The organism is Luteimonas sp. A478 (genome assembly GCF_054052025.1).
The window spans coordinates 409,249-431,004 of sequence record NZ_JBSVRF010000003.1 but is presented as its reverse complement, the minus strand read 5'-3'; the positions used below and the strand labels follow the sequence as shown (position 1 = coordinate 431,004).

General features: G+C 66.0%; 12 protein-coding genes and 1 tRNA gene. 8 read left to right on the top strand and 5 right to left on the bottom strand.

All coding sequences use genetic code 11. From position 1 onward, the window contains the following. Positions 1 to 4,008, bottom strand: a complete 4,008-nt coding sequence (hrpA, locus tag ACW7G3_RS08470) for an ATP-dependent RNA helicase HrpA (protein ID WP_456982279.1) — start codon at positions 4,006 to 4,008, stop codon at positions 1 to 3. Between the two features lie 108 nt (positions 4,009 to 4,116). Between hrpA and ACW7G3_RS08465 the strand changes: the two genes are divergently transcribed. Continuing rightward, positions 4,117 to 4,686: a Dps family protein gene (locus ACW7G3_RS08465; protein WP_456982277.1), complete on the top strand. Its 570-nt coding sequence runs from the start codon at positions 4,117 to 4,119 to the stop codon at positions 4,684 to 4,686. Between the two features lie 89 nt (positions 4,687 to 4,775). After that, entirely contained in the window at positions 4,776 to 6,599 is a 1,824-nt protein-coding gene (recQ, locus tag ACW7G3_RS08460; RefSeq protein WP_456982275.1) for a DNA helicase RecQ, read from the top strand. Positions 6,600 to 6,669: 70 nt separating this feature from the next. On the opposite strand, the gene ACW7G3_RS08455 is transcribed toward recQ, so the two are convergent. Both ACW7G3_RS08455 and ACW7G3_RS08450 read right to left on the bottom strand, forming a co-directional pair. Then, positions 6,670 to 7,512, bottom strand: coding sequence for an OmpA family protein (locus ACW7G3_RS08455; protein WP_456982273.1), 843 nt, complete (start codon positions 7,510 to 7,512; stop codon positions 6,670 to 6,672). A gap of 74 nt (positions 7,513 to 7,586) precedes the next feature. Then, the gene (locus ACW7G3_RS08450) at positions 7,587 to 15,173 is read right to left on the bottom strand and encodes an ESPR-type extended signal peptide-containing protein (protein WP_456982271.1); all 7,587 of its coding nucleotides are present in this window, start codon (positions 15,171 to 15,173) and stop codon (positions 7,587 to 7,589) included. 415 nt (positions 15,174 to 15,588) lie between these two features. Here ACW7G3_RS08450 and ACW7G3_RS08445 point away from each other — a divergent pair, with 415 nt between their 5' ends. After that, a complete protein-coding gene (locus tag ACW7G3_RS08445) occupies positions 15,589 to 16,989 on the top strand; it encodes a sensor histidine kinase (protein WP_456982269.1) in 1,401 nt (466 codons plus the stop codon). Here ACW7G3_RS08445 and ACW7G3_RS08440 read toward each other — a convergent pair. Both ACW7G3_RS08440 and ACW7G3_RS08435 read right to left on the bottom strand, forming a co-directional pair. Beyond that, entirely contained in the window at positions 16,971 to 17,681 is a 711-nt protein-coding gene (locus tag ACW7G3_RS08440) for a response regulator transcription factor (RefSeq protein WP_456973526.1), read from the bottom strand. The genes ACW7G3_RS08445 and ACW7G3_RS08440 overlap by 19 nt on opposite strands. A gap of 225 nt (positions 17,682 to 17,906) precedes the next feature. Further along, positions 17,907 to 17,982, bottom strand: a tRNA-Lys gene (locus ACW7G3_RS08435). Positions 17,983 to 18,207: 225 nt separating this feature from the next. On the opposite strand from ACW7G3_RS08435, the gene ccoN reads away from it, so the two are divergent. From ccoN to ACW7G3_RS08410, 5 genes are read left to right on the top strand one after another with little or no spacing between them, the layout of a single operon-like run. Continuing rightward, positions 18,208 to 19,701, top strand: coding sequence for a cytochrome-c oxidase, cbb3-type subunit I (gene ccoN, locus ACW7G3_RS08430; RefSeq protein WP_456973528.1), 1,494 nt, complete (start codon positions 18,208 to 18,210; stop codon positions 19,699 to 19,701). Positions 19,702 to 19,722: 21 nt separating this feature from the next. Beyond that, the gene (ccoO, locus tag ACW7G3_RS08425; protein ID WP_456982267.1) at positions 19,723 to 20,358 is read left to right on the top strand and encodes a cytochrome-c oxidase, cbb3-type subunit II; all 636 of its coding nucleotides are present in this window, start codon (positions 19,723 to 19,725) and stop codon (positions 20,356 to 20,358) included. Positions 20,359 to 20,362: 4 nt separating this feature from the next. Then, entirely contained in the window at positions 20,363 to 20,515 is a 153-nt protein-coding gene (locus ACW7G3_RS08420; RefSeq protein WP_456973532.1) for a CcoQ/FixQ family Cbb3-type cytochrome c oxidase assembly chaperone, read from the top strand. After that, entirely contained in the window at positions 20,512 to 21,459 is a 948-nt protein-coding gene (gene ccoP, locus ACW7G3_RS08415) for a cytochrome-c oxidase, cbb3-type subunit III (protein WP_456973534.1), read from the top strand. Before ACW7G3_RS08420 ends, ccoP begins: the two co-directional genes overlap by 4 nt. Further along, a complete protein-coding gene (locus ACW7G3_RS08410) occupies positions 21,456 to 21,755 on the top strand; it encodes a hypothetical protein (protein WP_456973536.1) in 300 nt (99 codons plus the stop codon). Before ccoP ends, ACW7G3_RS08410 begins: the two co-directional genes overlap by 4 nt. The last annotated feature ends 1 nt before the right edge of the window (position 21,756 follow it).

Here is a 21,756-nt window from a genome sequence, read left to right as displayed (position 1 = left end):
TCAGCTGGCCTGCTGCTCCGCGCGGATCGCCTGCAGCCGCCGGGCCAGCTTTTTTGCCGACACCCCGCCGCGCACGCCCAGTTCCTGGGCGTGGATGGAGACCCGCAGCTCCTCCAGGTCGCGGCGGAACTCCAGCCATTCCGGCCCGTCGGCCTGCCCCTGCAGCCCGGCTTCTTCCAGTGCCTGGACGAACGGGACCAGCTCCAGCATGCGCTGCTGGTCACGTAGCGGATCGCGCAGGGCGCGTTCGGCCCGCAGCTCCAGCGCCTGCAGGTAACGCGGGTACTCGGCCAACAGCGATTCGGGCACTTCACGCAGGAAACCGGGCGGCGCCAGCGCGGCCAGATGCGCATGCATGTCGTCCAGGTTGGCGCGCGCCCAGCCCATCAGGGTTGACTCCAGGCCGGCGCGGATCGCGGCGATCCGCTCCAGGATCTCTTCTGCCAGCTGCAACCGACGCATCGATTCGGCAGACACCCCCCGGCCGATCCGGTCCCTCACGGCGGCGAATGCATCCGCGTCGCGCACTTCGAGCAGGCCTTCGCTGGACAGGGCGGCAAAGGCGCCGTCCACCAGATCCTGGCGCAGCAGGTCGCCCGCGCGTCCGCCACCGCCCGCCTCGATCGCCGCGTACAGCAGCGCGGTCCGCGGATTGACCGGCAGCTGCTTGCGCACCTGGCGCAGCTTCACTTCCAGGGCAATGCGCAGCAGGCGCCGCACACCCTGTGGATGCAGGCGGCGGGCCTGCGCTGGATCGGCATATACCGCCAAGGCGGCAGTTTCCCCGTCGTCGGACAGCGCCGGATACGCCGCCACCCCGCCCGCCCCGGGTACGGACATGGGCACCGGCTCCTCCGGGAACGCGGTCAGTCCCTGCCTGGCCATGCCCCGGGCCGCGCGGGCCGAAAACGCTTCGGCGGCACGCTTGCCGAACCGGGCACGCAGCTCTTCAAGACTGCGCGACTCGGCCAAGACATTCCGATCGTCGGCATCCAGCAGGCGCAGGTTCATGCGCAGGTGCGGATCCAGCGCGGATTCATCGAATTCGGTGCCCTGTATCGCCACCCCGGTCATCCGCTGCAGGAACCTGGCCAGCGTGCCGGCGAAATCGTCCGCCTCCGGCCGCTCATGTGCATGGGCGAAGGCATTGGCGAAGTCCGGCGCCGGTACAAAGTTTCGGCGCAGCGCCTTGGGCAGGGAGCGGATCATCGCCGTGGCCTTGTCCAGATAGAACCCCGGCGCCAGCCAGCTCAGGCGTGCCGGGTCCAGCGCGTTGAGCAGGTACAGCGGCACCACCAAGGTCATGCCGTCATCGGGCGCACCCGGCTCAAAGCGGTATAGAACGTCCAGGCGCGCATCACCCAGGGCGATGACCGGCGGGAAGCGGGATGCATCGCTTTCCTCGGCCACCAGCAGGTCGTCGCGGCTCCATTCCAGCGCACGCTGTTCGGCCTTGGAGGCCTTGCGATACCAGGCGTCCAGCGAACGTGCATCCACGATCTGCCCCGGTACACGCTGGGCATACCACTGCGCCATCCAGTCTTCGTCCACCACCAGGCCGACGCGGCGCTGCTTGGCTTCCTCTTCCAGCGCACTCTCCAGCGTGGCCATGTTGCGCGCCAGGAACGGGCTGCGCAGGTTGACCTCGCCGCGCGCAAGGCCATCGCGCAGGAAAATGTCCCGCGCCTGGTCCGGATACAGGCGGCCGTAATCCACCGGCTTCTTCGGCGCCAGCACCAGGCCGAACAGGCTGATCTGCTCGCTGCCGATCACCCGTCCCTGCGACCGGGCCCAGCGCGGGTCGTGGTGCCGGCGGGCCAGCAGGTGCGGCAGTTCGGCAATCACCCACTCGGGTTCGATCGCAGCGTTGGTCAGCGCCCACACCCGCTCGGTGTCCAGCAGCGTTGCCGACAGCACCCACGGCGGCGGACGGCGCGCCAGCACCGAGCCGGGAAAGAGCTGGAACTTGCGCCCACGCGGACCGTCATACAGGCCGCGATCCACGCGCTGGCCCACCTGCGTCGGCAGGCCGGCAATCACGGCGCGATGCAGGGTGGCGTAGCGGGCAGCGGCTTCCTTGCTCTCGGGACCATCCGGCGCACCATCCTTGCCCGGCCCGGCCGCTTCCCATCCCAGTTCGGCGCACTGCAGCTTGAGCTGCCGATGCAGCTCGCGCCATTCGCGCATGCGCAGGAATCCGAGGAAATTGCGCTCGCACCAGCGTCTGAGCTGCGACTGGGTCGAATCGGCATGGGTCTGGCGATAGGCCTCCCACAGCTTGAGGATGCCGACGAATTCGGACTTCGGATCGGCAAACTCCGCATGGGCGTTGTCGGCCGCGGTGCGCTGATCGGCAGGACGCTCGCGCGGATCCTGGATGCCCAGGAACGAGGCCACCACCAGCATCTCGCGCAGGCACCCGTGGGCGTGGGCGGCCACCAGCATCCGCGCCAGCTTCACGTCCAGGGGCAGCCGCGCCATGGAGCGGCCGATCGCCGTGAGGCGGCGTGATTCATCCACCGCGCCCAGCTCGGTCAGCTGCTGCCAGCCATCGGCCACGGCCCGCGGATCGGGCGGATCGATGAAAGGAAAATCCTCGATCAGGCGGGGACTCGCCTTTGCCTCGACCTGTCCACGCCGACGCCGACCACCGCCCCTGGGTTCACCCAGGCCCAGCGAGAGCATGCGCAGGATCACCCCGGCCAGAGCGGCGCGGCGGATTTCAGGATCGGTATACTGCGGCCGGGCGAGGAAGTCCGCCTCGCTGTAAAGGCGGATGCAGGTGCCCGGTGCCACGCGGCCGCAGCGTCCCTTGCGCTGGTCGGCGCTGGCCTGGGAGATCGGCTCCACATGCAGCCGGTCCAGCTTCAGCCGCGGGCTGTAGCGCTTGACCCGTGCCAGGCCGGGATCGACCACGTAATGGATCCGCGGCACGGTCAACGAGGTTTCGGCCACGTTGGTAGCCAGCACGATGCGCCGCTTCGGGCCGGGATTGAACACCCGGTCCTGGTCGCGCACCGACAGCCGCGCGTACAGCGGCAGCACCTCGGTGTGGCGGTACTTGCGCTTCTCCAGCGCCCGATGGGCATCGCGGATTTCGCGCTCGCCCGGCAGGAATATCAGGGTGTCGCCGGTGCCGCGCTCGCGCATGATTTCATCGCAGGCCGCGACCACGCCGTCGACCACCGTGCGTTCGCCTTCCTCTTCGCCCTCGCCCTCCAGCGGGCGCCACCGCACCTCGACCGGGTAGCCGCGTCCTTCCACATCCACTACCGGCGCGTCAGAGAAATGTTCGGCGAACCGCCCGGTATCGATGGTTGCCGAGGTGACGATCAGGCGGAGGTCGGAGCGCCGCTGCAGCAGCTGCTTCAGGTAACCCAGCAGGAAATCGATGTTGAGGCTGCGCTCGTGCGCCTCGTCGATGATCAGCGTGTCGTAGGCCGAGAGCCAGGGATCGGAAGTAATTTCCGCCAGCAGGATGCCGTCGGTCATGAATTTGATCGCGGTGCGATCGCTGACCCGGTCATTGAAACGCACCTGGAAGCCGACTTCCTCGCCCAATGGCACGTCGAGCTCTTCGGCCACGCGACGCGCCACTGCCCGGGCCGCGATCCGGCGCGGCTGGGTGCAGCCGATCATCCCCGCTGCCCCCCGGCCCGCGGCCAGGCACAGCTTGGGAAGCTGGGTGGTCTTGCCGGAACCCGTTTCGCCAGCCACCACCACCACCTGGTGGTCGCGAATCAGCTCCACGATGCGCTCGGCTTCCGCGGCGATGGGCAGCCCGGTATCCACGCTGGCCCTGGGCAGCCGGGCGGCCCGCTGCTCCCGCTCCTGCACGGAGGCCTGCAACGCCTGCTCGAACCGCTCGCGGGCATCATCCCCGGCAGAATCCGCGTTCCACCGGTTCCACAGACCCATCAACCGCCCACGGTCACGCGCCAGCGCGCCGTCGATCGCGCGCCGGGCCTGTCTTGACGCGCCGGTCGCAGAGCGGGGGCTAGGATTCATCGGTGTGTTTGAAAATGATGATTTGGAACTGGACAAACCAGAGCACTTATATCGCTGTAGCAAGAGAAGAGTATTGTCGCCTTTCCAGCATGTCAGGGAGATCAAGCCATGGCCAAGACCCAGTCAAGCAAGACCACCAAATCCAGCAAGGGCAAGAAAACTGCTCTTCCCGCCGCCTCGCCTGGGCCTGGCAGTTCCGGCCCGGCAGTGGATATCGGCATTGACGACAAGGACCGCCAGAAGATCTCCCAGGGGCTGTCCCGCCTGCTGGCGGACAGCTTCAGCCTGTATCTGAAGACCCACAACTTCCACTGGAACGTGACCGGCCCGATGTTCAATTCGCTGCACGCCATGTTCGAAGAGCAGTACACGGAGCAGTGGCAAGCGCTGGATGAAATTGCCGAACGCATCCGCGCGCTGGGCTTCAACGCGCCGGGCTCGTATACGGAATTCACCCAGCTGAGCACGATCGCCGAGGCGCCCGGCGCCACCAAGGCCCAGTCCTGGGAGGAGATGGTCCGCCAGCTGGTGGAAGGCAACGAAGCGGTGTGCCGCACGGCCCGCAAGGTGCTGGATGAGGCCGATGACGCCGACGACGCGCCGACCGAAGATCTGGTGACCCAGCGCCTGCAGACCCACGAAAAGTACGCCTGGATGCTGCGCTCGCTCCTGCAATAGCGTAGCGCCGGGATTCCCGACGCTTTCCGACACGCGTGGAGGGAATTGCCCGATAGGCCGGCGGGCATCGCGCCGGTATCCTTGTGGGCATGTCATCCCCACAAGAGCAATCTGCGCTGGAAGTCCTGCAGCGCGTCTTTGGCCATTCCGCGTTCCGCGGCGAGCAGGCCGCCATTGTCGAGCACGTCGCGTCCGGCAACGACGCCCTGGTGTTGATGCCCACGGGCGGCGGCAAGTCGCTGTGCTACCAACTGCCCGCCCTGTTGCGTGAAGGCACGGCGATCGTGGTATCGCCGCTGATTGCGCTGATGCAGGACCAGGTCGAAGCCCTGAATCAGCTGGGCGTGCGCGCCGCATATCTCAACTCCACCCTGGAGGCCGATGCCGCCCAGGCAATCGAACGCCAGTTGCTGAATGGGGAGATTGACCTGCTCTACGTGGCCCCGGAACGGCTGCTGACCCCGCGTTTCCTATCGCTGATGGACCGGGCGCCGCTGGCGCTGTTCGCGATCGACGAAGCGCACTGCGTTTCCCAGTGGGGGCACGACTTCCGCCGTGAATACCGCGAGCTCACCGTGCTCCACGAGCGCTGGCCGCAGGTGCCGCGGGTGGCGCTTACCGCCACCGCCGATCCGCCCACCCAGCGGGAGATCGCCGAGCGCCTGCAACTGGAAGATGCGCGCCGCTTCGTCAGCTCGTTCGACCGTGCCAACATCCGCTACACCGTAGTGCAGAAGGACAGCGCCAAGCGCCAGCTGCTGGATTTCCTGCAGGCCCACCAGGGCGAGGCCGGCATCGTCTACTGCCTGTCGCGACGCAAGGTGGAGGAGTTCGCGGAGTATCTGGCGGAACACGGGATTGACGCCGTGCCCTACCACGCGGGCATCGATGCCCGCATCCGGGCCGCCAACCAGCGCAGGTTCCTGCACGAAGATGGCGTGGTGGTGGTGGCCACCATCGCCTTCGGCATGGGCATCGACAAGCCGGACGTGCGCTTTGTCGCCCACATGGACCTGCCCAAGTCGATCGAGGGCTACTACCAGGAAACCGGCCGCGCCGGCCGCGATGGCGAACCCGCCGACGCCTGGATGGCGTACGGCCTGGGCGACCTGGTGCTGCTGCGGCAGATGATCGCCCAGTCCGACTCCGGCGAGGAGCGCAAGCGCCTGGAAAACCGCAAGCTGGACGCCCTCGTCGGCTACTGCGAATCCATGCGCTGCCGGCGCCAGGTGCTGCTGGCCAACTTCGGCGAGGAGTATCCGGAGGCCTGCGGCAACTGCGACAACTGCCTGCACCCGCCGGAAGCCTGGGACGCCACCGAGGCTGCGCAGAAAGCGCTCAGCTGCGTCTATCGCAGCGGTCAGCGTTTCGGCGCGGCGCACGTGATCGACGTCCTGCGCGGCTCGGACAACGAAAAGGTCCGCCAGTTCGGCCACGATCGGCTCAGCACCCATGGTATTGGCGCCGACATGGACGCCCGCAGCTGGCGCGGCGTGTTCCGCCAGCTGGTTGCCCACGGCCTGCTGGAAGTGGATGGCGAAGGCTATGGCGGTCTGCGCCTGACGGCCGCCAGCCGGCCGGTGCTCACCGGCGGCGAACGGGTGATGCTGCGCAGGATCACTCCGCCCCGGCGTGAGCGGGACCGCAGCGGCGCCTCGCGGGCATCAGCTCCCCAGGTGGAGCTGGCCTCGGCCGACTTGTCCCTGTTCGAGGCACTGCGCGAGATGCGCGCCCGCCTGGCACGGGAACAAAACGTACCCGCCTACGTGATCTTCCACGACGCCACCCTGCGCGGCATTGCCGCCGAGCGTCCCACGACCGAGGCCGAACTGGCCGGAATCGGCGGCATCGGTGCGGGCAAGCTGGCACGGTACGGGGACATGGTGCTGGAGACCGTGCGGGAGATGGAATAAAAAACCCCGCACCCGGATCCGCGGTGCACAGCGGTCGGGAAGCGGGGTCGTCAGGCGGAGCCCTTGCCGGTCAGCGCTGGCCGCTGACCTCGATCTCCACGCGGCGATCGGGCCGCAGGCACGCGACCAGCGCGTCACGCCCCAGTCCGGCATCGCAGCTCGTCACCGGCTGGGTCGAACCGCGACCGGAAGCGGTGATGCTGGCGGCGGGAATGCCGTCCTGGACCAGCAGATCACGGACCGTATTGGCGCGCTGTTCGGACAGCCGCTGGTTGTAATCGGCATTGCCGAGCCGGTCGGCGTGGCCCACCACGCTGATGCGGACCTGGTCGTCGCCGCTGAGGCTGGCGGCCAGCTCGGCCACTTCCTTTTGCCCCTCGGGCAGGATGTCCCGCACGCCGGAGCGGTCGAAGGCGAACAGCGCATCGGCCGACAGGGTATGGACCACCGGCTCCGGCGCCACGGCCACGGGCGCGGGTGCCGCGTTCAGCACGTCCAGGCAGGCCGGGCCGTCCCAGTGGATCGACTCGACCAGGTAACGCCGCTCGGGGCGCTCATAGTTGAGCTGATACTGGCAGGTCACGTGCGTATCCACGCCGGTGCGGAAGTTGAACACGTAGTCCCAGCGCGATACGCCGCCGATCCCCTCGCTGAAGTGCGGGTTGCCCAGCAGCGAGCGGATCTGGTTCTTGCTCATCCCGCGCCCGATCTGGCGCAGGTTGTCCACGTTGACGAAATCACCGCCGCGCAGCCAAGCGCGGTCGACGTCCGGAAATTCGGTTTCACCCACGACGCCCTGGATGGGCACATCAGCCCCGGCGGGGACCACCAGGTCCGTTGCGTGCAGCGCCGCGGCGCACAGCGGCAGCAGGGCAAGGGCCAGCGACCGGCGGATCATGTTCCTGTTCCACATGTATGTCATTCCTCTAGATTCGAATCCTGCGGGTTGCCGCCGCCCCTAGCCAAGCCGGGGGCGGCGGCGCCTGGTCACTTGCTGCCGAGCACGCCGCTCACGCCGACGTAACCGCCGGCACCGTCACGGTTGGCGGAGAACCCGCCTTCCAGGCTCCAGCGGCCGTTGTCTGCGGTCCGCCGCAGGCTCACGCCCAGCGCGCCCTGGTCCTTGTAGGCACCAAAACCGGCGAAGTACGTCGTCGCCCCGGCCACGTACGGCGCCTGGCGCATGGCCATCGCGGTCGCCACGCCCGAGTTGATGCTCTTCTCCAGGTCGTCAACGCGCCCGTGCAGGTGCCACACATCGCCCTGCACCTGGTTGATGCGCTGGTCGGTGTAGTCATTGGCCGTGACCACTGCATGGTTGACGCCGGCGTTGAGCTGGTTGACGTTGACCGCGTCGTTGCCCGCCACGCCCGGCGCAACGCCGGAGATGGTGCGGTTGCCAACGTTGACCTCGCCCGACGAACTGCTGCTGCCCACGTAGGCCGCGTCGTAACCGGACTGGGCACCCACGGTCGTCGCCGACCCCTGGCCCAGCGCCACGCTGTTGTCGTGCGCGGCCTGCGCGCCCTGGCCGACCGCGGTGCTGTTGGCACCGCTGGCCACGGCCTGGTTGCCCAGGGCAGTGGAATTGTCACCGCTGGCGTCCGCACCGCTGCCGCCAGCCGCCGAGTTCGCACCGGTTGGAGTTGGAGCCACGATCGGCGCTTCCTGGCTGACCTGGAACGGACCGGTCGCGCCGGCCTGCAGGTCGCTGACATCGCCTTCCACCACATCCATGCGGTCGCCGAGGTCGTTCACGTCACCCGCAACCTGGTTGAGCTGGCCCACGTTGGCGGCGTCGGTGTCGTTCACGCCGGCCGCAACGTTGGTGATCACGCTGCCACCGGCGTCGATGCCGTCGGTGGTCACGCTCGGGCCGCCCTCGATCACCAGGCCGGTATCGCCCAGGTGCACGTCATCGCCCACCCGCACGCCATCCGTATCGATCACGGTGTCGCCGGCGGTGATGCTGTCCACATCGAGGTCACGGTTGAGGGTGATTTCGATCTCACCGCTGTTGTCATCGCCGGTCTGGGCCACGCTGATGTTGCCGTCGCCGGTGAAGGCCACCGAGCCGTTCGGGCCGATGTTGGCGTCGTTGCCGCCCGCATCGGTCGCCGTCCAGCCGGCGTTGGCCGCATCGTTGGCCGAGCGGATCGCATCGTCGATGTTGTCGTGACCGGTGCCACCAATGTCGCTGGTGACGATGGTGCCATCCGGGTTGAGCTCGGCGTTGCCGCCGATCACGTTCACGATCGAATCACCCATGCCGTGCAGCTGGCTGCCGTTGATGGCATCGGTGCTGGTGGCGCTGATCTCGCCGGGGGCCACGTTGGTGATGACCATGTTCCCGGCATCGATCCCCGTCAGGGTCACGCTCGGGCCGCCGTTGATCACCAGGCCGGTATTGCCCAGGTGAACGTCGGTACCGATCGCCACGCCGGTGGTGTCGATGAAGACGTTGTCGTCAACCGTGATGCTGGTTCCGATCTCCAGTTCATCTGACAGGTCGAATACCAGATCCGTCCCATCGCGGGCGACCACGATATTGTCGTCCGTGTTAGCGAAGTCCACCGTGCCACCCGGCCCGACGTTGTTGTCGGCGGTGGCTCCTTCGCCGTCCACCGAGATGTTCCAGCCGGCGTTGGCCGCATCGCTGACCTCGTTCAGCTGATCCACGTTGACCGCGTCGGCACCGTCGACGCCGCGGGCCAGATTGGTGATGCGATTAGCGCTCATGTCGATACCGCCGCTGCTGATCACCGGCCCACCGTTGTTGATGGTGATGCTGTTCAGGTCGGTCAGGTCCTGCGCCATCACCAGGTTGAGCTGGCCATCGGCGCTGTCGACGCGCAGGTTGGCGTCGGTGGCATCTTTACCCTCTTCAAGCTCACCCGAGATGGTCAGCGTCTCGCCCAGCGTCTTGGCGATGTCATCGCCGGTGTTGCCGACGAAGGTGAGGCCGTCATTCAGGGTCGCCACTTCATGCGGAGTGCCGTCGGCGTCTTCGTAGATGATGCGGGTAATGCCGTCTGCGCCATCCAGACCCGGCGAGCCATCGCCGCCACGGATGGTCAGACCAGCCTGGCCATCGATGCCATTCAGGCCAATGCTGTCCAGATCGGTCAGGTCGGGGTTGAGCGCGAGCGCAACGGTGTGCTCGCCATCATCACCCACCACATTGCTGACCAGCACGTTGCCGTCATCGGCAAAGTTCACCGAGTCGCCAGGTGCCACGTTGGCAAGATCGCCATCGTTGGTGCTGATGTCCCAGCCACGGTTGGCGATCGCTTCGACACCCTCCAACTGTCCAAGGTTGACCGCGTGATCATCCTCGGTGCCATCGGCCAGGTTGGTAATGCGGTTATCGTTCATGTCGATACCGCCGCTGCTGATCACCGGCCCACCGTTGTTGATGGTGATGCTGTTCAGGTCGGTCAGGTCCTGCGCCATCACCAGGTTGAGCTGACCATCTGCGCTATCGACGCGCAGGTTGTCGCCGGTGGCATCTTTACCCTCTTCAAGCTCGCCGGAGACGGTCAACGTCTCGCCCAGCGTCCTGGCGATGTCATCGCCGGTGTTGCCGGCGAACACCAGTCCATCGTCCATGGTTGCTACTTCGCGATCATTGCCTTCATCGTCGGTATAGACAATGCGCGTGATGCCACCAGTGCCACCCACGCCCGGTGTCCCCCGGGCACCGCGGATGGTCAGGCCGTCCGCGCCAGCTGTGCCGTTCAGGGCCAGGCTGTCCACGGCGATGTCGCCGGCCAGATTGAAGTTCAGGTCCGTGTCGTCGCGGCTGACGACGATGTTTCCGTCATCATTGCTGAAGTCCACCGTGCTGCCCGGCGCGACGTTGGCTGTGGCGCCATCCCCGTTGGCGCTGACGTTCCAGCCCATGTTGGCGGTCTCATTGACCAAGCTCAGCTGCTCTTCGGTGGCCGCACGACCCGCCTGCGCAAAGTCGGCGCCGTCAAGGTCCACGTTGGTCAACCCTTCAATGGTGCCCGATCCTCCGTTGATCATGATCTGGTTGCCAATCGACACCTGGTTGCCGCTGATGAGCGTCTCACCATCTGCGTCGGACACCGAGATCGTCCCGGCATCCACTTCAGTGCTGCTTCCCGTTCCATCGGTCACCGCCACGCCTTCACCGTCGATGGCGGTATCGCCCACGCTGACGAGGCCTCTGTCACCGTCGATCGTCACCGCCTCATCGCCGTCACCCAGAGTGATCGAGTCGTTCAACGCAATTTCCACCACGCCGGCATCGTCCGCACCGGTCTGGACGACCGTGATGTTGTCGTCACCCACGAAAGCCACCTCGCCACCCGGTCCGATGCCGGCGGCATTGTTTTCCGCGTCCGTCACCGTCCAACCCGCGCTGACAGCATCACGGACCGCGTTCAGCTGCCCCAGATTGACCGCGTGGTGGTCCTCGTCGCCATCGGCCAGGTTGCTGATCTGTTGGCCCGCCATGTCGATGCCGTCGCCGCTGATCTCCAGACCGCCGTTGATGATGACACTGTCCAGATCGGTCAGGTCACGCGCCATCACCAGGTTCAGCCTCTCGCCGTCGCTGTCCACGCGCAGGTTGGCGCCGGTGGAAGCTTTGCCGTCGGCCAGACCGCCCCAAATGGTCAGCGGCGTGGGATCGCCCAGGGTCCTGCTGATCATGTCGCCGGTATTTCCGGCGAAGTTCAGGCCATCGTTCTGGGTGGCGATCTCCGCATCGTTGTAGTACACCTCGCCGTCGTTGTTGACGAAGAAGTTGTCGCCCAGTCGGGTTTCGCCCCCGACCGTCAGGTTCGTGGTCGTGATTCTGTTGCCGATAGTCAGATCGTCGGCCAGGTCGAACGTCAGATTGGTACCGTCACGTGCGATGACGATATTTTCGTCGGTGTTGCTGAAGTCGACGGAGCCGCCCGGAGCGACATTTGCGCCAGCTTCGCTGTTGACACCCACGTCCCAGCCCTGCGCTGCGTACTCGATGGCCTCATGGACGGTGTCCTCACCGGTACCGCCAACATTGGTCATCGTGACCTGGTGCGTATCCGGGTCGTAGGCGGCGTTGCCGCCCAGCACGTCGGCGATGGACTGGCCCGCGGTATCCAGATCGTCGGCCAGTGATTCCAGCGCCATGTTGGTGCCGTATAGCTGGCTGCCGTTGATGGCATCGGTGCTTTCCTCGTCGACACGACCGGCAGCGACGTTGGTGATGGTGCGTTCCGCACCCACCCGGCCAACGCTGACAGTCGATGTCACCCCGTCAGTGGCGCCGGCATAGTTGTAGGTGATGCCGTCAATCTCGGCGTTTGGCGTGCGCACCACTTCCGCGGTCTCCGATCCCGCGCCCAACGCAACCGCATTCGCATGCGTCGCACGCGCGCCCTGGCCAAAGGCCACTGCGTTCAGGGCAGCTGCGCGGGCCCCGGTGCCAACGGCAAGCGCATCCTGAGAATCGGCGTCCGCACCCTGGCCGATTGCGGACGCGCGGATTCCGGTGGCTTGGGCATTGGTGCCCATTGCCATTGCATCCACCGCGGTGGCCGCCGCACTCCGGCCGAGCGCCGAAGCATTTTGCGCGGAAGCGCCGGCCTCGGACCCGATCGCCAACGCATTTTGCGCGGAAGCGCCAGCCTTGGACCCGATCGCCAACGCATCCTCGGCAGTCGCCTGGGAAGAGTCGCCAATTGCGGTGGAGGATTCCGCGTCGGAATGCGCGTCCACACCCAGTGCGATTGCGTGACGATAGATCGCTGAGGCGCTCGCGCCAATGGCAATCGCACCCGTGTTGCCGTCCGGGTCGATGTTGGCCGGGTCCTCGAAGCCGGCTACCGCCTCACTGCCCAGAGCAATGCCGTCGAATGCCCAGCCGGCGGCACCAGTGCCGGTGGCGATCGCGTTTTCGCGATGGGCACTGGCATTTGTGCCGCTGGCCTGCGAACTTTCACCGCTCGCCATCGCGTTGGTGCCACTCGCTTGAGAGTTGAGATTGCTAGCGTGAGAGGTGGTCCCGAAAGACAATGAGTTAATGCCTTCCGCGTGAGCTCTATAACCTACCGCCGACGACCGTGCGCCCGAAGCGGTCGCATGATGACCTAACGCGGAAGCACTATCATCGGATGCCCGGGCACTCGTGCCAATGGCAATAGCATTATCAGCCAACTGTCCAACGCCTTTCTCTTCTGTCTGGGCATCGGTACCAATTGCCAGTGAGTTCGTACCGCGGCTATATGCCCCGCTTCCAACGGCTACTCCAGCAGCATCATCCACGATGCTGCCGCTACCCAATGCCGTGCCATCTTCCCCCTTGACCCTGACGTTGTATCCAACGGCAGTCGCTCTTTGTGCGGAGTCGATGGCAGCGGCATGGCCTATCGCCATGCTGTTTGCGCTGTCCGGCCCGAGCGCGCCTTCACCATTTTCATTAGCTGAGTCGCCATTCGGATTGATGCTGAAGAACCGCGGCCGTTCTTCCGCGATAGCGGCATTCATCTGGGCCAGATTAACGGCCCGATCGGCAGCAGTTGCCGCTTCGACGGTTATGGTCCCGTCGGCGTTGTAGTTGACGTTACCGCCGGACTCAGGATCAAAAGAACCCAGGGTTTCCTTCAGCGACTCCAGCTGCCTGACGTTGACGGCATCGTAGCCATCAGCGCCATCTTCCACATTCGTAATCCGGCGCGTAAGCTTGGTTGCCGCGTTGCCCACTGAGACTGACGGTCCCGTATACGCGACACCCGTTTGAAAACTGGTTCCAGAAACTTGCAGCGCATGGGAGTTGTGGCCTAGTGCAACGCTCGCATCTTCAGCCCGTGCTCCAGCACCCAAGGCTATGGATGAATAGTCTGCATTGGCACCATAGCCCAGTGCGACCGCATCGCTCATCGCCCTGGTCAACCCACCGACGGCAACAGCATGGTCCACGTCCCCAGTCGCCCTGTTTGCCTGGTATCCCAAGGAAACATTGCGCTCTCCGCTCAACGAAGCGCCAGCTTCTGCACCAATGGCGACCTGGTTGCTGCCAGCCGAGTTCGAGCCTGCCGCCACGCCGATCGAAATAGCCTGGTTGCCGTCTACGTTCTGCCCTGCATCTCTTCCAATCGCAATAAATGAATGACGCTGTCCGGGGTCATTTATTTCCGACCCGGTCCCCTGCCCTGCGCCTGCGCCAAGGGCGATTGAATCCCTCGTGGCGGCGATTGCACCGGAACCGGCAGCAAAGGAGTTAGCAGCAACGGCCTCAGCGTTGCCAATGGCAATACTGCCGCCGCCAGATGCCGTCGCATTAGCGCCCACCGCCGTGGCGTTACCAGCAGCGGCACTGGCCCCGTCGCCCAGGGCCACGGCACTGTTGCCGCTGGCCGCACTCTCGCGACCGATCGCTATCGCCGCTTCTCCACCGGTCTGCGCACCGCCCGCGGTGGCACCCTGGCCCATCGCGATCGCGCCTTCGCCGGTTGCGGTCGTGGTCGCACCATCACCGGCGGCGAAGCTGCTTTCACCTGCGCTGACGGAATCGGGGCCGATAGCGACTGACTCAGCGCCCGAGGCGAGGGAGTCGTTTCCTTCAGAATTTACCCGGAAGTAGCGGACGCCGAACGCCGTACCTCCCTCGAACAACGCATTATGGAGCTGATGGCCGGTGACCGCGTCGGTGCTATCCAGCGCGATATCCCCATGGGCAAGACCGGTGATGACCTTGCCGTCGACATCGATGCCATCTGCATCAAGGGTCATGCCGCCAACGCCGTCAACGGCGCCAACGACGATGCTCCCGACCTCGATCTCGTCGGCCAGGCTGAAGGCCAGGTTGGTATCGGTGCGCACGACTTCGATATTGCCGTCGCCGCTGAAGTCCACCGAGTCTCCGGGGCCCACGTTCGCGGCGGCGCCATCTTCCGCGCTGATGTTCCAGCCGGCGCCGGCGGTGTTCGCGGCCGCCTCAGCGGCGGTCCGCGCTGCCTCGGCAGTGGATTGAGCGGTGTTGGCGGCCGCGACCACGGCCTGATGTTGCCCGTAGTTCACCGCATCGGTGGCATTACCGCCTGCGGCGACGCCGGTGATCACGGTACCGCCGGCATTGATGCCGTCCGTGGTCACGTTAACTCCGCCGACAGTGAGGCCGGCGTTGTTCAGGACGGTACCTCCAACCCTTACGCCGCTGTTGTTCACGAGCGTGTTGCCGATGGTAAGTCTCCCGTCCGCTCCGAGGTCGACCTCATCGTCGAGCGAGATCACGACGGTGCCGGCATCGTCGTCGCCCGTCTGCGCGACCGAAATATTGCTGCCGCCCTGGAAAGCGACGGTGCCGCCATCGCCAATCACGGCGCCGTTGTTGCCACCGTCGGTCACGGTCCAGCTCGCGTCCTGCGCGAACGCGGTTGATCCGGCCAATCCCGCCAGCGCCAGCATCGGCGCGATAACCGCGGCCAGCAGCGACCTGCGCAACAAGGTTGCGGCCCCTGCTCCCTGGACCACGCCGGTGCTGTCGCTCCGGGCAAACTCCGAGGCCACGACGAGCTGGCCCAGTTCCTTGTTCCAAACCTTGCTGTAGATCTTGTTCATATGTAGCGGACTCCTAGGGATGTTCGCAGGTGGCAATGGATGACGTACGGCGCGACGGACGCGCGGAAAGTGCTGACACAGGCAGCCACTGGCTGCGGCGCAAAAGTGCGTCGGACGGGTAACTCAGGTGGTTCCCCCACTCCCGGCCCCGGGAGCTTCGACCCTGTAGCGGCGCTGCTGGCCCCGACAACAGGGATTGCGCCAAAAAGTGACCAACAACGGCAGCTCTCGCAGCGGCAGCGGCAGCGAAAAGTAACGCTGCTTTGCGAATTGGCTCACCAACAAAGCGTGATATTAATCACGGCCAAGGCCGGACTCATCCACCAACACCCGCCAAAACTCACTATCGGTGAGGAAGCCCCTGCGGCTGTGCGGCGCTTGCGGCACACTGGCTCACCCGCGATCACGCCCCCCTATGAGCGCAACCCCAAGCCCCTGGCATCGCGCCCAGCAATGGCTGCAGCACGTGCCGATCGCCGATCCGGTCGACCGCCGCAATGCGCCGATGCTGCAACTGGTACTGCTGCTCATCGGTATCCCGGTGCCATTGCTCTGGCTGTACCGCATCCTCGGCACGGACATCGCCTGGCGGCCGGGTGAAACCATGGGCCTGGCTACGGGCCTGATCCTCTCGGCAATGAGCCTGTTCTGCTTCGCCCTGGTGCGCCGGGGCCATTTCCAGTGGGCAATCCGGCAGATGCTGGCCGTGGTCGCCGCGACGCTGCTGCTGACCTACGCCAGCCGGGGGATATCCGCGCACGTGCACGAACTGCCGCTGCAGGTGATGTGGCTGTTCGTGGCCGGGATGATGATCGGCCGCTGGGCGCTGTGGATGATGTATGCGGTGCTGGCGGCCTCGCTGACCATGGGGGCGGTCAGCGAGGCCAGGATTCTGGGCGAGCCGCTGTCGCACCTGCTTGGCGATGCGGTGATCCGCTCAACGATGTTCCTGGTGATTGCGGTGGTGGTGGACCGGAGCACGCGCTCGCTGCGCGACAGCCTGTCGGACGCCATCGCGCGCGGACAGGAGTTGGAGACTGCCAACCGGCGCCTGGAAGCGGAAATCGTGGCCCGCGAGCGCGCCCAGGAGCAACTTCTGCACGCACAGAAGATCGAGACCGTCGGCCACATGGCCAGCGGAGTAGCGCACGATTTCAACCATCTGCTGGGCCTGATACTGGGCTATGCCCAGCGGGCCAGGACTGCCGAGCACGAGGCCGAGCTGCGCCAAGCGGTCGGCGGAATGGAGTCGGCCGCAAAGCGCGCCAGCGCACTCACCCGCGGGCTGCTCAGCTTCAGCCGCTACGACGCCACAAAGGCCGAGCGTTTCGAGGCGGGCGAGGCGCTGGAAGACATACTGCCCATGCTGCGCCAGGCGCTGGGGCCGCGCATCACGCTCGATGTCAGCCTGGCTTCCGGCCCCTCACCGGTGGTCTTCGACCGCGCCCAGTTCGACCTGGTGGTGCTCAACCTGGCCACCAACTCGGCCCAGGCCATGCCGCAGGGCGGGCGGGTGGAACTGGAGCTGGAACTGGCCGACCCGGCTGCCGTGCGCATCGCGCTGCGAGACGGTGGGCCTGGCATTCCGGCCGGGGTGCAGGCGCGGATGTTCGAGCCGTTCTTCACCACCAAGCCTTGCGGCCAGGGCACCGGGCTGGGGCTGGCGATCGTGCACAACCTGGTGACCGCCTTTGGCGGCACGGTCCACGTGCAAAGCGCGGAGGGGTCGGGCACCAGGATCTGCATCGAGCTGCCGCTGGCCGTGGAAGACAGCCGGCAGGAGGCACGGCCGCCGCGCTACCAGGCCAGCATGTAGCCCACACCGCGCACCGCCTTGAGCGGAAGCTCCTGGCCGAATTCCTCGCGGCACTTGCGCCGCAGCCGGTAGACCAGCATTTCCAGTCGGCGCGGGTCGAAGTCCTCGGCGCGGCCGGAAAGCCTGGCGATCAGCGCTTCGCGGGACACCGGCGCACCGGTGTTGTCCGCCAGCAGCACCAGCACCTCGCGTTCGGCCATGCCCAGGTCCAGCCCGGCGTCGTCCGGGGCAACCAGCCGCCAGCCGCCGGCTTCCAGCCTCCATCCGCTTGCACCCCCGCCCGCAACGGAGCGCTCGCGCGCAACCCGCCCGGCCAGGTTGCGCAGGGTGGCCACGACTTCATCCATGTCCGTCGGCTTGGCCAGCCAGGCATCCACCCCGGCCTCCAGCGCACGCTGGCGCCAGTGGCCGCCCACCACTCCGGTCAGCATCACGATGCCCAGTGACGGCGACCGCTCGCGCAGGCGCCCGGCGATGCTCAAGCCATCCTCGTCCGGAAGTCCGACATCCAGCAGTACCAGGTCATAACTGGAAGAAAGCAGGTCGCGGTAGAGCTCCAGCGCGCTGCCCATGGCAGTCACTGCGAAGCCGGCACGGGTGAGGATCGGCAGCAGGATCTGCTCCCGGAATTCGGCGTCGTCCTCCACGACCGCAAGCCTCACCGGGGGCGGAGGACCATCCTTTGCCAGCATTCAACCAACTCCATGAACCAACGGCATACCCACGGCCTGGAAAGGCCTATCGGCGGCAGCGTCCCTTCACTGCACGGGCCGGGGAAACATAGCATGGGCGGCCGCGCCGGCTTCGCGCGTGCGGCACGTTCCGGCAAGCTGCGGCGGACTTAGACTTTGGTCGCAAGCGGGCCGGACCACAGCCGGACCGGTGGGCGGACCGGCCCCGGCAGGGACCGCGGTAAATGGTGGGTCGTGCTGGATTCGAACCAGCGACCAGCGGATTAAAAGTCCGATGCTCTACCGACTGAGCTAACGACCCGAGGGGCTTGGTCACCCTGCATTTCACAGCGGGACGCCCTACAATGGATGGGATTTTACACGCGGATGCACTTCCGGGCACCCCCCGGTCGCACTCAAGGCAAAAGCGGGCTGTGCCCGCGACCCAATGCCTGCCAGAAAGCGGGTTATTCCGACTTGATCCAGATCAAGTTGATGCCGCCCTGCAACCGCAACAATACCGTCCGGACCTAGAGACACCCCTACCATGGCAGATACCAGCATCGCTCCGGCCATCACCCCCTCTGTGGGGTCGGCCGAATCCGCAACCAAGGACTACTACAACGACAAAGTGGTGCTCCAGTTCGCCGTCGCCACGGTGATCTGGGGCATCGTGGGCATGCTGGTGGGCGTGGTCATCGCCGCCCAGCTGTTCTGGCCGACCCTGTTCGAGGGCATTTCGTGGCTGAGCTACGGCCGCCTGCGCCCGCTGCACACCAACGCGGTGATCTTCGCTTTCGGCGGCAGCGCGCTGTTCGCCACCAGCCTGCACGTGGTGCAGCGGACCTGCCACGCGCGGCTGATCTCCGACCGGCTGGCCTCGTTCGTGTTCTGGGGCTGGCAGGCGGTCATCGTCGCCACCGCCATCACCCTGCCCCTGGGGATCACCCAGAGCAAGGAATACGCGGAGATGGAGTGGCCGATCGACATCGCCATCGCGGTGGTCTGGATCGCCTATGCAGTGCTGTTCTTCGGCACCATCGCCAAGCGCCGGGTGTCACACATCTATGTGGCCAACTGGTTCTACGGCGCCTACATCATCGCCATCGCGCTGCTGCACATCGTCAACAACCTGGCGCTGCCCGCAGGCCTGGGCAAGTCGTACGTCATCTACACCGGCGCGGTCGATGCGATGGTGCAGTGGTGGTACGGCCACAACGCGGTGGGCTTCCTGCTGACCGCGGGCTTCCTGGGCATGATGTACTACTACGTGCCCAAGCAGGCCGGCCGCCCGGTGTACTCCTACCGGCTGTCGATCGTGCACTTCTGGGCGCTGATCTCCATCTACATGTGGGCCGGCCCGCACCACCTGCACTACACCGCGCTGCCGGACTGGGTGCAGTCGGTGGGCATGGTGTTCTCGATCATCCTGCTGGCCCCCAGCTGGGGCGGTGCGATCAACGGCATCATGACCCTGTCGGGCGTCTGGCATAAGCTGCGCACCGACCCGATCCTGAAGTTCCTCATCGTCGCGATCAGCTTCTACATGATCGCCACCTTCGAGGGGCCGATGATGGGCATCAAGACGGTCAACTCGCTGTCCCACTACACCGACTGGACCATCGGCCACGTGCACGCCGGTGCGCTGGGCTGGGTGGCGATGATCTCCATCGGTTCGATCTACTCGCTGATGCCGCGCCTGCTGGGCCTGAACGGCATGTATTCCACCAAGTGGATCGACGCCCACTTCTGGGTGCACACCATCGGCGTGGTGCTTTACATCGTGGCGATGTGGATCGCCGGAATGATGCAGGGCCTGATGTGGCGCGCCACCAACGCCGACGGCACGCTGACCTATGCCTTTGTCGAAGCACTCAACGCCACCTATCCCTACTACTTCGTGCGCCTTGTGGGCGGCGTGCTGATTGTCTCCGGCATGGTGCTGATGGCAGTCAATACCTGGAAGACGTTCGCCGCCGCGCGTGCTACCCGCGCTCCGCAGCCGGTGCTGCCGCCCGACGCCGCCAACGCCCGCGCCTGATTGTCTGGAACCAAAGAAAGCATGAGCAACGAGCCCAACAAGCCAAACAACCCGCACGAGAAGGTCGAGAAAAACATCGGCCTCATGGCGGTCCTGATCGCGGTGGTGGTCTCCATGGGGGGACTGGTCGAGATCGTGCCGCTGATGTACCAGGCCGAAGCGATCGAACCGCTGCCCGGGGTTGAACCCTATCCGCCGCTTGAACTTGCCGGGCGCGATGTCTACGTCCGCGAGGGGTGCCACAACTGCCATTCGCAGATGATCCGCACCCTGCGCTTCGAGACCGAGCGCTACGGCCATTATTCGCTGGCCGGAGAATCGGTCTACGACCGCCCGTTCCAGTGGGGCTCCAAGCGCACCGGGCCGGACCTGGCCCGTGTGGGCGGCCGCTATTCCGACGACTGGCACCGCGTGCACCTGATCAACCCGCGTGACGTGGTGCCCGAATCCAACATGCCGTCCTACCCCTGGCTGGACCGGCGCCTGGTCGATCCGGAACAGATCACCCGCCACCTGCGCACGCTGCAGCGCCTGGGTGACCCGTACTCCGATGAGCAGATCGCCGAAGCCGCCGACGAAGTGGGCGGCAAGACCGAACTCGACGCCGTGGTCGCCTACCTGCAGGGACTCGGCCGCCACGCACCAAGAGGACAATGAGATGGTGTCCGGAATCGTAGCCGTAATCCTGCTGGTGCTGTTTCTGGCCGGCTGGGCCTGGGCCTGGAGCCCGCGTCGCAAGTACACATTTGATGAAGCCGCGCGCCTGCCGCTTGACGAAGAGGAACTGGAAGAAGTGAGGGAGAGGCAGTCATGACCCAGGGATGGTCCCTGTTTGTAACCGTCCTGGTGATCGCGCACATCATCGGATACACGTGGCTGCTGTGGTGGACCGGCCGTCGTCGCCCCGGCGACCCGGCTCCCGATGACACCGGCCACGTCTGGGATGGCGACATCACCGAGTACAACAAGCCGCTGCCCAAGTGGTGGGTGAACGGCTTCTACCTGAGCATCGTGTTCGGGGTCGCCTACCTGGCCTGGTATCCGGGCCTTGGGAATTTCTCCGGCCTCAGCAACTGGAGCTCGGCCTCCGAGCACGACCGCCAGCGCGCGGCCAACGACGCCCTGCTGGAAGAAACGTTTGCCGTTCACGCCGGCCAGCCGATCCCGGTGCTGGCGCGCAACGACGAAGCGCTGCAGCTGGGACGCTCGATTTTTGCCAACACCTGCGCCACCTGCCACGGCTCCACCGCCCAGGGTGCGATCGGCTACCCCGACCTCACTGATGACCACTGGCTGTGGGGCGGCGAACCCGAAGACATCCTGGCCACGATCCTTGACGGGCGCGACGGCATCATGCCGCCGTGGGAATCCGTGCTGGTGGGCATGGGCGGCGACCAGGCGATGACCCAGATCGTTGCCTACACCCGCTCCCTGGCCCAGCCGGACGCGCCGCGCGACTTCTTCGCCACCCGTGGCGAACGGCTGTTCGAAGGCCTGTGCGTGGCCTGTCACATGGCAGACGGCACCGGCAACCCCTCGCTGGGTGCCCCCGACCTGACCCGTGGGGAGTACGTCTACGGCGGCAGTGCCGAAGCCATCCACCAGACCATCGCCGAGGGACGGCACGGCGTGATGCCGGCTCACCGCGACCTGCTGGGTGAAACCCGCGCACGTCTGGTGGCCGCCTATGTGTGGTCGCTGTCCAACCCGCCGGAAGGCACGGTCGCCACTGCGGCGCCCGGGAGCGGGCAGCAATGAGTCACCAGGTCCGCCCATCCGCGCCGGAGCACCCGCCCCGGCCGATGGCACAAAGGCTCGGCGCAATCCTGTGGCCGAGCTTCTTTGCCGCGGGCGTGACCACCATGGTGTTTTTTGCCCACGTCGACCCGCTGGAACTGCGGGACATGACGTTCCCCGGGCTCCCGATCAGCCGCACCCTGGGCTACACGATCGGCTTCTTTGTTTTCTGGCTGGCTACGGCGTCCTCCAGCCTGTTTACGTGGTGGCTGCTGCGACCGGCAAGCCGCTTCAACCGGACGCTGTCAGGCGACTGAG

Excerpts from the sequence above, each read along its gene's own strand:
- ACW7G3_RS08455 (WP_456982273.1), bottom strand. The coding sequence starts at position 7,512 with ATGTGGAACAGGAACATGATCCGCCGGTCGCTGGCCCTTGCCCTGCTG.
- ACW7G3_RS08450 (WP_456982271.1), bottom strand. The coding sequence starts at position 15,173 with ATGAACAAGATCTACAGCAAGGTTTGGAACAAGGAACTGGGCCAGCTC.
- ccoP (WP_456973534.1), top strand. The coding sequence starts at position 20,512 with ATGACCCAGGGATGGTCCCTGTTTGTAACCGTCCTGGTGATCGCGCAC.
- ACW7G3_RS08440 (WP_456973526.1), bottom strand. The coding sequence starts at position 17,681 with ATGCTGGCAAAGGATGGTCCTCCGCCCCCGGTGAGGCTTGCGGTCGTG.
- ACW7G3_RS08445 (WP_456982269.1), top strand. The coding sequence starts at position 15,589 with ATGAGCGCAACCCCAAGCCCCTGGCATCGCGCCCAGCAATGGCTGCAG.
- ACW7G3_RS08410 (WP_456973536.1), top strand. The coding sequence starts at position 21,456 with ATGAGTCACCAGGTCCGCCCATCCGCGCCGGAGCACCCGCCCCGGCCG.
- ACW7G3_RS08465 (WP_456982277.1), top strand. The coding sequence starts at position 4,117 with ATGGCCAAGACCCAGTCAAGCAAGACCACCAAATCCAGCAAGGGCAAG.
- hrpA (WP_456982279.1), bottom strand. The coding sequence starts at position 4,008 with ATGAATCCTAGCCCCCGCTCTGCGACCGGCGCGTCAAGACAGGCCCGG.
- recQ (WP_456982275.1), top strand. The coding sequence starts at position 4,776 with ATGTCATCCCCACAAGAGCAATCTGCGCTGGAAGTCCTGCAGCGCGTC.
- ccoN (WP_456973528.1), top strand. The coding sequence starts at position 18,208 with ATGGCAGATACCAGCATCGCTCCGGCCATCACCCCCTCTGTGGGGTCG.
- ccoO (WP_456982267.1), top strand. The coding sequence starts at position 19,723 with ATGAGCAACGAGCCCAACAAGCCAAACAACCCGCACGAGAAGGTCGAG.